Genomic DNA, 13252 nt, shown 5'->3' with positions numbered 1-13252 from the left:
ACGATTGGCAGGCTATCCAATCCCCAATGGTTAGGCGCAAAAAAGCCGGGAACAATGCCCGGCCTAGTTTGGCTAACCTGCCCGCCGTATCGGTATGACTTGCGCACCATCCCGCAAGCTGTCCAGATAATCCGCCCATTGCTGCATCATGGCCGTACGTTGGTCGAGGTGTTGGCTTCGATCGTAAGCCCGCCTGATGGTGTTCCCGACTGAGTGCGCCAGTTGCTTTTCAATCACATCAGCCGGGTATCCCATTTCATAAAGCCGGGTTGATGCCATTGCCCTAAAGCCGTGTGCTGTCATGGTGTCACTGTCATAACCCATCTTGCGCAATGCACCGCCTAATGTATTGTCCCCCATTGGCTTGTTTATATTGGTGCGTGACGGGAAGACATAAAGCCGTCTGCCTGTAAGGGGTTGTAGGTCAAGCAGTAAGGCTAATACCTGTCGTGACAATGGCACGGTGTGCGCTTTACGTCGCTTCATCCGCTCTGCTGGGATAGTCCATTGTGCGGTTTCAAAGTTGATCTCTGCCCACTGCATAGCCCGTATCTCTCCCGGTCGCTGGAACAGGTAGGCGGATAGCTGCAAGGCCGTGATGGTTTCGGGTATGCCGTGATATTCGGCAATATCCCGCAACAGTTGCCCGACTTGTGCCGGGTCTGTGATCGCTGCAAAGTGCTTTCTGTCAGGTGGTGGCAATGCGCCTTGTAGGTCCGGCGTCGGGTCACGGGTAGCTTTGCCGATGGATACGGCATATCTAAACACTTGCCCCGCTGTGGTCTTTGCACGGTGTGCGCTATCCAATGCGCCGCGTTCTTCGATACGACGTAAACATTTCAGGATAGCGGGTGGTTCGATCTCTGCCACTGGCTTGCTACCAATGAACGGGAACAAGTCCTTTTCTAGCCGGGTGAGTACGTTGGCGGCATGGACTTTGCTCCACTTGCCTGAAAACTTCCCGTACCACTCACGCGCTACCAGTTCAAAGCTGTTTTCAGTGAGTGCAACTTGTGCGGCCTTGTCTTCCTGCTTCTTAGCCGAAGGGTCAACACCTTGCGCCAGCGACTCACGCGCCGCCTGATGCTTATCACGCGCTTGCTTAAGGCTTGTATCAGAGTAAACACCCATGGCATAGGTTTTCTGCTTGCCGTTGAAGCTGTAGTTATACCGCCAGTATTTACCGGCGGTTGTTACTTTCAGGTATAGCCCGCCCCCGTCGGTGAGGTTATAGGGCTTGTCCTTCGGCTTGGCGTTCTTGACTGCGGTATCAGTGAGTAAGCTTTTCATGGTATCTGCCTTCATGGTATGTCTGGATACCATCCAATGTACCATGTTTTTTGTGAGATACCATGATTCTTGGTGTTACAGCCTGATACAAGAAACCAGCCCTAAGCCTCGTCCTGATTGGCCTTTTGAGATTGGTTGATGCGCATTGCTTCACTGATGTGATAGCCATACGCACAGTCGACCTCTATTCTGACCCGCATCAAGCCATCAACACCTTCCGCCAACATCACCGCCAACGGGTCACGGCGTTGGAAACGGCGGTGCGGCTTGCTTAACCACATTACCCGCATTTGGCTACTGAATGGGAAGGTCGTGCGCAAGGCGTCAGCAATACCCACAATGTGATCAATACGATCCATCATCTCAGGCGTTTGCGGAAATGACTTGTCGCCTTGGCGATATTGCTGCAAATGGCGTGGACGTACTTCCTCACCCAAGCCCAGAATAACCAGCATGTCTTCCCCGCTGATTTTCCACTCATCCATATGCTGGATCACGGCTTTGGTTAACGCGGTCATTTCTTCTGCTGAAAAGGTTTGCATACTTAATCCCTCTTTTTCAGACCCTGAATCGACACGACTTTGGGGGCGCTGACTTCATCAATAAAATGCGGACGTTCTTCGCGTACACCAGCGGCACTTGCCAATTCACGCTCACGCGCAGCGATCAGGTCGAAACATTTTTTAACGTCTTCCACTGTCGCATCGGACAGGGGATAAGTGACCGCCGAATCGGAAGGCGTTAGGTCGCGAATGATGCCACCAAGGGTTTTACGCATCGCCATGAGGATGCGTCTTTCTGTGGAGAACTGTTCTTCTGACATGGTAAGTAGCGCCTTTAAACCTGAAAAATAACGAGATTATCCTAACATTTAAGCCAATACCATACCACTAAGGTGGGGATTCAGCGTCAAGCCAAGCCCTCAGGCCGTTAATGCCGCCACGAACAAACCCACCGCTTCCAGCAGCACGATGGTTGCGCCAATCGCATCCCACGTCATCCCGCCACAGCTTTGTTGCAAGCGCAAACGGATCAGTAACAGCATGACAAACAAGGCAAATAAGGGAATCCCCGCCACCAGTGCAACCGGCAAGGCGATCAGTAACCACAAGAACAGGGCAACATAGGGAAATTCAATGCGGAATTCGTGCGCGAGGGTTTCACGCGGTGCAATCGGAGTAAACCCGATCAAAGCCACCACCAGCAAGCGAGCAGCCACCGGTACTATCAGAATATACGACCAAAGTTTGTATTCAATCAGCACAGAAAGCGCCGCAAACTTGATCATCATGATCAATGCCATCACCCCCATTACGCCGAAATGCGGACTAGGCAAATCTGTCTCACCAAACAGCCAAGCATTAATGCTACGAGCGAGTGCATCCAAATGATGCAACTCACTGATAAACATCCAGACTGTCAGCAAAATCACCGATGCCAACATAGGCTCGATGCTTTCCAGTTTCCAAGCCGCTAGCGCCAATAGAAAACCCATCAGCGCCCCGACCACCGGAAACCAAATCAGGCCACGGCCTTTTTCTTCTGCGGAAAAGCTTGTCACCGGCTTCATCGGCAACAGCGTCAACACCGTTAACGCTACCTGTAACGAACGGTGCAACGCCTTCAACATCGTCAACAACCGTGAGCCAGCAGGCTCGTCCATTCACCGCCTCGGTCGCGCAGCACCCGCAAGCGGGTCAAGCCGCCATACTCGACATTCAAGGCCAGTAAACGCTCATCAGACATTTGCAATACATGCGCCAGAATCACCCGGATGACACCTGCGTGTGTCACCACCAGTACCCGTTCACCCCGGTAAGCTCGCGCCAGTTCAGCCCAAGCATCCAGCACTCGCGCCCGGAAGTCGCCAAAGCCTTCGCCCCCCGTCGGAATAACCTGCGCGGGGTTGACCCACCACGCCGCCAATTGCTCAGGGTCAGACGCCATGACTTCTTGCGGGGTATGCCCTTCCCAGTCACCGAAATGGATTTCCCGCAAGCGCTCATCACGCACCAGTGGCAAATCGTGTTTCTGGGCAAACCATTCGGCGAAAGCGGCGCATTGCATCCGGGGCGAGGTAATGACTGCATCCCAGTCAGCACCAGCACGCCCGAAAACCTGCTTGAGATGTTTCCACCCCGCCTTACTCAGCGGGGTTTCCAACTCGCCACAGAATACGTCACCCGCTTCCACCGCACCGTGCTGCAACAGGCCGATGTGGGTAAAGTTATTCGCCACTACTGATAACTGACCGCGACGATTTCGTATTCACGCACACCGCTAGGGGCTTGCACCACGGCAACATCGCCTTCTTCCTTGCCAATCATTGCCCGCGCAATCGGTGACGATACCGCCACGCGGTTGTGCTTGATGTCAGCCTCGATGTCACCGACGATCTGGTAGGTGATGGTTTCACCAGACTCGATGGCTTCCAGCTCAACCGTTGCACCGAACACTACCTTGCCGGGGTTAGCAGCACCAACCGCCACCACGTCAATAACTTGCGCCATCGACAGGGTGCTTTCCAGTTCCTTGATACGGCCTTCGCAGAAACTTTGCTGCTCACGAGCCGCATGGTATTCAGCATTTTCTTTCAGGTCGCCGTGCTCACGAGCCGTAGCAATTGCCTGAATAATTTGCGGACGGTCTTCAGTTTTCAGGCGCTGTAATTCAGCTTTCAAACGTTCCGAACCTTTCAATGTCAGCGGTGGTCTAGTCATCGCTTCAAACCCCTTGTTGTGTTATTTCCTGATGTAAATCCTGTAAGCAGTAGACTTGCTCACTGTCAGTGTAGGCCATCGCCTTGCACAATGCCCGCGCACCTTCAATCGTGGTGGTGTAGGTAATCTTGTGCTGCAAGGCTTCGCGGCGGATCTCGAACGAGTCACGCGTCGATTGTTCACCTTCGGTGGTGTTCACAATCAGGTCGATTTCTTCGTTTTTGATCATATCCACGATATTGGGGCGGCCTTCACGCATCTTGTTGACGATTTCACACGCCACACCGACGTTTTGCAATTCGCGTGCCGTGCCACGGGTAGCCACAATCTTGAAGCCCTGCCCGGCCAACATACTGCCCACTTCCTGCAAATGGCGACGGTCAGCTTCGCGCACACTGATGAAGGCCACGCCAGAAGTTGGGTAATGTTCGCCAGCCGCGTATTGTGCCTTACCGAAAGCTTCGGCAAAGGTTCTGCCCACGCCCATGACTTCGCCGGTGGATTTCATTTCCGGGCTAAGAATCGGGTCAACACCGGGGAACTTGATGAACGGGAATACCGCTTCTTTCACCGCGTAGTAGGACGGAATGATTTCGTTCAAGGCATTCTGGCTAGCCAAACTCTGGCCCGCCATGCAACGTGCCGCGACTTTCGCCAGCGGACGACCAATGGCTTTGGACACGAACGGCACGGTACGTGAAGCACGCGGGTTCACTTCCAACACATACACATCGTCGCCTTTGATCGCAAATTGCGCGTTCATCAGGCCGATAACGTTGAGGGCTTTGCCCATCAGCACCATTTGCTCACGCAATTGATCCTGAATGTCGGCACGCAAGGAATACGGCGGCAAGGAACACGCTGAGTCACCGGAGTGGATACCCGCTTGTTCGATATGCTGCATAATGCCGCCGATCAGCACGTTTTCGCCGTCGCAAATCGCGTCCACGTCGACTTCAATCGCGTCATCCAGATAACGGTCGAGCAATACCGGGGAATCGTTGGAAACCGACACCGCCGTGGTCATGTAGCGGCGCAATTCGTTTTCGTGGTAAACGATTTCCATCGCACGCCCACCCAATACGTAAGACGGGCGCACCACTAACGGGTAGCCAATTTCGTCTGCCAAACGTACTGCTTCGTCAATGCTTCTCGCGGTACGGTTAGGCGGCTGCTTGAGGCCGAGTTTATTGATCAATTGCTGGAAGCGTTCACGGTCTTCCGCCAAGTCGATCGAATCGGGCGATGTACCAATAATGGGCGCACCCAAGGCTTCAAGGTCACGCGCCAGTTTCAGCGGGGTTTGCCCACCGTATTGCACGATCACACCGTAAGGTTTTTCCAGATCAACGATTTCCATCACATCTTCGAGCGTCAGCGGCTCGAAATACAGACGGTCGGAAGTGTCATAGTCGGTGGAAACCGTTTCCGGGTTACAGTTAACCATGATGGTTTCAAAGCCATCGTCACGCAAGGCCAACGCCGCATGGACGCAGCAGTAGTCGAACTCAATACCCTGACCGATCCGGTTCGGACCGCCGCCCAAGACCATGATCTTTTTATTGTTGGTCGGGTTGGATTCGCACTCTTCCTCGTAAGTGGAATACATGTACGCGGTATTGGTGGAAAATTCCGCCGCACAAGTGTCCACGCGTTTGTAGACCGGGCGTACATTCAACTTATGACGCGCCGCACGCACCGACTTTTCGGTTTCGTGGGTCAGGGTCGCCAGACGACGGTCAGAGAAGCCTTTGCGCTTCAATGCCCGCATTTCATCGGCGCTGAGATCGTTGAGAATACGTTCTTTCAAATCGTTTTCGAGATCGACCAGTTCCTTGAGTTGCACCAGGAACCACATGTCGATGCTGGTCAGATTGAACACCTCTTCGAGTGTCATGCCAAAACGGAAAGCATCCGCCACGTACAAAATACGTTCGGCGCTGGCTTCGGTCATTTGGCGACGCAGGATGTCTTTCGCATCCGGGTCTTGCGGGTCAACACGCTCACTCAGGCCGTCAATGCCGGTTTCCAGACCGCGCAAAGCTTTCTGGAACGATTCTTGGAAGGTGCGCCCCATCGCCATGACTTCGCCGACCGACTTCATTTGCGTGGTCAAACGCGCATCCGCCTGCGGGAATTTCTCGAAAGTAAAGCGTGGAATTTTGGTGACGACGTAATCGATGGATGGCTCGAACGATGCTGGGGTTGCGCCGCCGGTAATTTCGTTACGCAATTCATCCAGCGTGTAGCCGACCGCCAGTTTCGCTGCAACTTTGGCAATCGGGAAGCCAGTCGCTTTGGAAGCCAGCGCGGAAGAGCGCGATACACGCGGGTTCATTTCGATAACGATAATGCGCCCGTTGTCCGGGTTGACCGAGAACTGTACGTTGGAACCGCCCGTGTCCACGCCGATTTTGCGCAGCACCGCCAGTGACGCATTCCGCAGCAATTGGTATTCCTTGTCGGTCAAGGTTTGCGCAGGCGCGACGGTAATCGAGTCGCCGGTATGGATACCCATCGGGTCAAGGTTTTCGATGGAACAGATAATGATGCAGTTGTCATTGCGGTCACGCACGACTTCCATTTCATATTCTTTCCAACCGAGCAGGGATTCTTCCAGCAACACTTCGGTGGTCGGGGATAAATCCAGCCCGCGAGCAACGATGGTTTCAAATTCCTGCTTGTTGTAAGCAATACCGCCACCACTGCCACCCATCGTGAAGGACGGACGGATAACCACCGGGAAACCCAGTTCGGCTTGTACTGCGCGGGCTTCGTCCATCGAATGCGCTACGCCGGAACGTGCGGATTCAAGGCCGATTTCATCCATAGCCACTTTGAATTTCTGGCGATCTTCGGCCATGTCGATGGACACTTCGTTGGCACCGATCATGTCTACACCGAACTTTTCCAGCACGCCGTGGCGGGAAAGGTCGAGGGCGCAGTTAAGCGCGGTTTGTCCACCCATGGTTGGCAATAGCGCGTCAGGGCGTTCTTTTTCAATGATTCTGGCAACCGTTTCCCAGCGGATCGGTTCGATGTAAATCGCATCCGCCATTTCAGGGTCGGTCATAATGGTCGCGGGGTTAGAATTGACCAAAATGACGCGGTAGCCTTCCTCACGTAGCGCCTTACACGCTTGCGCACCGGAATAGTCGAATTCGCACGCCTGACCGATAATGATCGGGCCTGCACCAATAATTAGGATGCTTTTAATGTCTGTCCGTTTAGGCATGAGTTCTCACCAATCAATTTTTTGCGGCACGCATCAGGTCAATGAAGCGGTCGAATACAGGGGCTACGTCGTGTGGGCCAGGGCTGGCTTCGGGGTGTCCCTGAAAACTCAGTGCCGGGCAGTCAGTACGTTCAATGCCTTGTAGGGATCCATCAAACAGCGAGCGGTGAGTCGCACGCACATTCACAGGCAAACTGGCTTCATCCACCGCAAAACCGTGGTTCTGGCTGCTGATCATCACGCGTTTGCTGTCTACATCTTGCACCGGATGGTTCGCGCCATGATGCCCGAATTTCATCTTGATGGTTTTCGCACCGCTGGCAAGACCGAGCAGTTGATGCCCAAGGCAGATGCCGAAAGTGGGGACTTTGTTCTCCAGTACGGTGCGGATAGCGCTAATCGCGTAATCGCACGGCTCTGGGTCGCCGGGGCCGTTGGAGAGGAAGACACCATCCGGGTTCAGCGCCAACACATCAGAGGCTGGGGTTTGGGCTGGCACAACCGTCACGCGGCAACCACGATCCACCAGCATCCGCAGAATATTGGTTTTGATACCGTAATCGTAAGCCACAATGTTGAATTCCGCCGTTTCTGCGGTGGAAGGGCGTGGTGTTGCTGGGTTCAACTGCCAACTGCCCTCTGTCCACAAGTAGCTGGCTTTAGCCGTCACTTCTTTCGCCAAATCCATGCCTTTGAGGCCGGGGAAAGAACGTGCTGCATCCAGCGCTTGCTCAACATTGAGGTTTGTACCCGCCACTATGCAACCGCGTTGCGCACCCTTTTCGCGCAGAATACGGGTTAAACGACGTGTATCAATGTCGGCAATCGCCACCACCTTGTTGCGTTCAAGGTAGGCTGGCAGCGACTCTTCCGCCCGCCAACTACTGTACACAGCAGGTACATCGCGCACGATAAGACCCGCCGCGTGGACTTGTGTGGATTCGCAATCTTCCTGATTGACACCCACGTTACCAATATGGGGATAGGTTAACGTTACCATTTGACGTGAATAAGACGGGTCGGTCAGGATTTCCTGATAGCCTGTCAGCGCGGTATTAAACACCACTTCACCCGTGGTTTGGCCATCACAGCCGATAGAACGCCCGTGGAAAACACTCCCGTCTTCCAGCACCAGCAGTGCTTGCTTGTTCAAAAGAACCTCCGAAGTCTACATACGAAACGGGATGAGGCATGGCTCATCCCGTGAAATCAGTAGGGGGGCATTTTACTCCCTGCCTGACAGAGTGTCCATGCACGGTTTCATTGAAACTTAATGCTAACGAACTGATCTATTGTATAGGAAGGTGTGAGTTGCGCACCAACAAACATAGTTTCATTCGTCAAATCAAAAAAATTTATGTATAATTCGGCAAAATAGAGATAAATAGGGGAACCCATTCATTATGAGCATGCACAAAACACTGCCAGAACGACAACCAACCGTGTCATCCGAGAAAGGCTTTATCAATGTGCCTGCCTTTGGAACAGATGGCACATCCCTGCGCGAAGAACTACACAAATTCCGCCTTATTACCAAACGACAAGAAAAAACGCTACTCAGTGTTTATTTAATCGTTTTTCTATTTGTCCTATTTACTATGGAAGCATTGCAGCCCAACCTAATACGCAGTTTTTTCCTAAGTTTTATCCTCGGCTTATGCACGGGCATCATTGCAGCCTTCATCCGCGAAGGGACTGATGCCACTATTAAAAGTCGCGAAATGCTAGCACGAGTCCTTCCTCTGCCGTTATTAGGCATAGCACCCAGCATCAATAAAAACAGCAATAGTTATGCCTTCCAGAGTGCCAAAAATCCAGACTCAGCCGTAGCCACAGCCTTTCGCGCCTTACATAACAATTTATTAATCGTGACCCAGCAAAGTCAGCCTAAAGTTATTAATATTACCAGCACCAATGCTAGCGAAGGCAAAAGCAGCAGTAGTATTAACCTAGCCACGCAGTATGCACAGTCTGGCATGAACGTATTGCTGATTGACGCTGATTTACGCCGCCCTACCCTCCATAAACATTTCGAGGTGGATAACACCAAAGGTCTAGGTAATTATCTGGCAGGCATGAATTCACTTCAAAGCATCATCCGCCCGACATTTATCCCGAACTTACACATCATATCTTCAGGGCCAATCACCCCTCACGCAGTAGAACTGCTCTCCGGCGACCCTTTAAACCAATTAATCAGCACGCTGGAGCAAGGTAACAGCGGCTTTGACCTGATTATTATTGATTCGCCGCCCGTGATGGGCATGGCAGATGCCTTGTTAATCAGTAACCGTTCCCATGCAACATTGCTCGTTGTTGCCTGCAATGAAACGCGCCGTCGCCCGCTCCATGCTGCATTTGAACGCCTAAAGCAATCACGCACTAACATCATCGGCGTTATTATGACCAAAGTTTGCTAACACTTAAAAGACAAGGCTGACATTTTCCTTACCCAGCATCTGCCGCAGCCCCTGCAAACCCGCATCATCCAGCGGTAACGTCCAACTTCCCGCGAGACGCAATTCCGATTGTGCCTCGGCATTGCGGTATTCCACGGCAATCGGGAACGCGCCCGCTGCGGCAGCAGGTTGCAAACATTGCCGCAAATTCTCCAGCACACCTTGCTGGACTTGCGAGACATCCACTTTCAATAACAGCTTGCGCAGAAAGTTTTCCCGTACCGACTGCATATTGTGGACTTTTTCTACCTTCAAACGGGTCTTACCAGTACGCTGATCGGTATCGAGCGTACCTTCCAACACCACGCAGGCTTCTTTTTCCAACAAATGACCGAACTGAGCAAAGGTGTCGGTAAAAATCATGACTTCGTAATAAGCCGTGTTGTCATCAAGCTGCACGAAGGCGCGTTTGCCCTTATCCGTGTGCTGAGTACGCACGCTGCTCACCAATCCGGCAAGCGTGACGGCTTCGCGGCGGTATTTCGTGCCCTCATCTTCCGCAATATCCGCCAACTTTTTGCGACTACCTAAGCCAGCAATTTCTTCCTTATACTCATCCAATGGATGCCCGGTCAGATACAAACCCAACGTTTCCTTTTCTAAACGTAAACGTTCCTTTTCGGGAAACTCCTCGCGGACGGGCATCGCGGTTTCCGGGGTGGATTCTGCCACGCCGCCACCGAACAGCCCACCAAACAGATCGGTTTGCCCCGTACCCTGATTACGGTTGTACTGTTCCGCCATGCGCATCGCTTCGGGCAGGAATTCGAGCATGGCGCGGCGAGTTCCGCCCAAACTGTCGAAAGCACCGGACTTTATCAACGTTTCCAGCACACGCCGATTCACCTTTTGCGTGCCGGAACGCTTGCACAGATCAGCAAGCGATTGGAAGGCACCCTCCTTGTTACGCTGTTCCACCAGCACGCTAAGTGCTGCCTCCCCTGCGCCTTTGACAGCACCGAGGCCGTAGATAATGCGGTTCTTGTCATCCACCGTGAACTGGTATTCAGAACGGTTAATATCGGGCGGCAATACCTGTAAATTCAATTGGCGGCAATCATCCAGCAGGGTCACGACTTTTTCGGTGTTATCCATATCCGCCGACATAACGGCAGCCATGAACGCCGCCGGATGGTGCGCTTTTAGCCATGCGGTCTGGAAGGCAACAAGGGCATAAGCGGCTGAATGCGATTTGTTGAAACCGTATTCCGCGAACTTTTCCATCAGATCGAAAATATAACCAGCCTGACTTTCATCGACATTATTGTTGCGCGAGCCTTCCATGAAAATGGAACGCTGCTTGGCCATTTCCTCCGGTTTCTTTTTACCCATTGCCCGGCGCAACATGTCCGCACCGCCCAAGGTGTACTGGGCGAGGACTTGCGCAATCTGCATGACCTGTTCTTGGTAAACAATTACCCCGTAGGTCGGCTTGAGGATTTGCTCCAGACTGGGATGCGGGTATTCGACCTTGGCAATGCCTTTTTTACGGTTGATGAAATCATCCACCATCCCCGACTGCAATGGGCCTGGGCGGAACAGCGCGACCAGTGCCACCACATCCTCGAACACGTCCGGTTGCAGGCGACGAATCAGGTCTTTCATGCCGCGTGATTCAAGCTGGAAAACCGCCGTGGTTTTTTGCGCCTTGAGCAGGTCAAACGAAGCCTTGTCATCCAACGGAATGCGGTTGATGTCGACCGGCGGCAAACCCTTGGCGGCCTGCTTGCGGTTGATGGTTTGCAGCGCCCAATCAATGATGGTGAGGTTACGCAAGCCCAAAAAGTCGAATTTGACCAGCCCGATGTCTTCCACATCGTTCTTATCGAACTGCGACACCACGCCTTCGCCGTTTTCTTCGCAGCAAATCGCGGTGAAATCGGTCAGATCGGTGGGTGAAATCAACACCCCGCCCGCGTGTTTGCCGGTGTTGCGCGACAAACCTTCCAGTGAGATTGCCAAATCCAGCAGGGATTTCACCTCTTCATCGCTGTTGTACAACTCGATCAGGTCGGGGGATACCAGTTCGGAATCCTTTTCGGACTTGGGGGTACGCCCCAACGCGTCTGACAAGGTAATACCGATGGTGAACGGAATCAGCTTGGCAATGCGGTCAACAAAACCATACGGATGCCCCAGCACCCGCCCCACGTCACGCACCACCGCTTTCGCCGCCATCGAACCGTAGGTGATAATCTGCGAGACCTGATTACGCCCGTAAGTTCTGGCCACGTAATCAATCACTTTGTCACGCCCATCCATGCAGAAGTCGATGTCGAAGTCAGGCATGGACACCCGTTCAGGGTTGAGGAAACGTTCAAACAGTAAATCGTAAGCCAACGGGTCAAGGTCGGTGATTTTCAACGCATACGCCACCAGTGAACCCGCACCGGAACCCCGCCCTGGGCCTACCGGAATACCGTTGTCTTTCGCCCACTGGATGAAGTCGGCAACGATCAGGAAGTAACCGGGAAACCCCATTTCGTTGATAACATCAAGTTCGATTTTCAGGCGTTCATCGTAAGGCTTGCGCTTTTCTGCAAATCCCGGCGTGCCGCGCGGAAATTTTTCACCGTAGAGAAAATCGAGGCGCTCTTCCAAACCCTTTTCGCTGACTTGGCAGAAATATTCGGCTTCGGTAAGACCCTGCGGGATCGGAAACTGTGGCAGGTAGTTTTTGCCCAGTGTCAGCGAAACATTGCAGCGTTTGGCGATTTCAACGGTATTGCTGATGGCGCTGGGAATATCGGCGAACAGTTCCACCATTTCATCCGGGGTACGCAAGTATTGCTGCGGGCTGTAACGTTTGGGGCGTTTGGGGTCAGCCAACACATAGCCGTCGCGGATACAGACGCGGGCTTCGTGGGACGGAAAGTCGGATTCGGCGGTAAAGCGCACATCGTTGGTGGCGACCACCGGAATGTCGTGCAGCAGCGCCAGATCAATCGCCGCGTGGATGTAATCTTCCTCGCCATCGCGCCCGGTACGTTGCAGCTCCAAGTAATAACGGTCGGGGAACGTTGTCAGCCATTCTTGCAGGCGTTTTTCAGCCAAATCCTGGTTGCCAGATAGCAGCGCTTGGCCTACGTCGCCTTCGCGCCCGCCGGAAAGCATGATCACGCCTTCGCTGAATTCCTTGATCCACTCACGGGAGACGCGGGGTAAACCCAGCACTTGCCCTTGCTGATAAGCGCGGGAGATCAGTTTGGTAATATTGCTGTATCCAGTATTGTTCTGGCATAGCAGGATAATATGGAACAAGATGTCAGTGCCCTGCTCATCCGTCAGCAATACGTCAACGCCGAAGATGGGCTTGATACCCGTGCCCATCGCAGCTTTGTAAAACTTGACCAGCCCGAAGAAATTATTGAGGTCAGTGATGGCAATCGCAGGCATTCCAATCTTTTCGACCGCTTTCATCAGCGGCTTGATACGGATGGTGCTGTCGACCAAGGAATATTCGGTATGGAGACGGAGGTGGACGAATGGGGTCATGGTTTCACTCAAGAGCAAGCGTAATCGCGACGGCAAGCATACCTTGCCGGGCA

The 13252-nt window shown here is 53.1% G+C and carries 10 protein-coding genes; 1 reads left to right on the top strand and 9 read right to left on the bottom strand.

What is annotated here, in order from left to right; genetic code table 11:
• Nucleotides 1-72: 72 nt before the first annotated feature.
• The 8 genes from Q394_RS0104105 to carA all read right to left on the bottom strand — a co-directional run bounded on the left by Q394_RS0104105 (nucleotide 73) and on the right by carA (nucleotide 8398).
• On the bottom strand, nucleotides 73-1290 hold the full coding sequence (locus Q394_RS0104105; protein ID WP_028488161.1) for a tyrosine-type recombinase/integrase: 1218 nt from the start codon (nucleotides 1288-1290) through the stop codon (nucleotides 73-75).
• Between the two features lie 101 nt (nucleotides 1291-1391).
• Nucleotides 1392-1832 carry a hypothetical protein gene (locus tag Q394_RS0104100; RefSeq protein WP_028488160.1) on the bottom strand — a complete coding sequence of 147 codons (441 nt, stop codon included), beginning with the start codon at nucleotides 1830-1832 and terminating at the stop codon, nucleotides 1392-1394.
• Nucleotides 1833-1834: 2 nt separating this feature from the next.
• Complete coding sequence (locus tag Q394_RS0104095; RefSeq protein WP_028488159.1) at nucleotides 1835-2113, bottom strand: hypothetical protein; 279 nt, start codon at nucleotides 2111-2113, stop codon at nucleotides 1835-1837.
• Nucleotides 2114-2212: 99 nt separating this feature from the next.
• A complete protein-coding gene (locus Q394_RS0104090) occupies nucleotides 2213-2953 on the bottom strand; it encodes an adenosylcobinamide-GDP ribazoletransferase (protein ID WP_028488158.1) in 741 nt (246 codons plus the stop codon).
• Nucleotides 2923-3528, bottom strand: a complete 606-nt coding sequence (cobC, locus tag Q394_RS0104085; RefSeq protein WP_028488157.1) for an alpha-ribazole phosphatase family protein — start codon at nucleotides 3526-3528, stop codon at nucleotides 2923-2925. Before cobC ends, Q394_RS0104090 begins: the two co-directional genes overlap by 31 nt.
• Nucleotides 3528-4010, bottom strand: coding sequence for a transcription elongation factor GreA (greA, locus tag Q394_RS0104080; protein ID WP_028488156.1), 483 nt, complete (start codon nucleotides 4008-4010; stop codon nucleotides 3528-3530). The genes cobC and greA overlap by 1 nt, the downstream gene beginning before the upstream one ends.
• Before the next feature lie 4 nt (nucleotides 4011-4014).
• Nucleotides 4015-7245: a carbamoyl-phosphate synthase large subunit gene (gene carB / locus Q394_RS0104075; protein WP_028488155.1), complete on the bottom strand. Its 3231-nt coding sequence runs from the start codon at nucleotides 7243-7245 to the stop codon at nucleotides 4015-4017.
• A gap of 13 nt (nucleotides 7246-7258) precedes the next feature.
• Nucleotides 7259-8398, bottom strand: coding sequence for a glutamine-hydrolyzing carbamoyl-phosphate synthase small subunit (gene carA / locus Q394_RS0104070; RefSeq protein ID WP_028488154.1), 1140 nt, complete (start codon nucleotides 8396-8398; stop codon nucleotides 7259-7261).
• A 250-nt stretch (nucleotides 8399-8648) separates the two neighbouring features.
• Between carA and Q394_RS0104065 the strand changes: the two genes are divergently transcribed.
• Nucleotides 8649-9665 carry a polysaccharide biosynthesis tyrosine autokinase gene (locus Q394_RS0104065; protein WP_028488153.1) on the top strand — a complete coding sequence of 339 codons (1017 nt, stop codon included), beginning with the start codon at nucleotides 8649-8651 and terminating at the stop codon, nucleotides 9663-9665.
• Between the two features lie 3 nt (nucleotides 9666-9668).
• Here Q394_RS0104065 and dnaE read toward each other — a convergent pair whose 3' ends face one another.
• On the bottom strand, nucleotides 9669-13199 hold the full coding sequence (dnaE, locus tag Q394_RS0104060) for a DNA polymerase III subunit alpha (RefSeq protein WP_028488152.1): 3531 nt from the start codon (nucleotides 13197-13199) through the stop codon (nucleotides 9669-9671).
• Nucleotides 13200-13252 lie beyond the last annotated feature (53 nt).

Source organism: Thiothrix lacustris DSM 21227 (assembly GCF_000621325.1).
GTDB classification, from domain to species: Bacteria; Pseudomonadota; Gammaproteobacteria; order Thiotrichales; family Thiotrichaceae; genus Thiothrix; species Thiothrix lacustris.
This window is presented reverse-complemented; position numbering and strand designations above follow the sequence as displayed.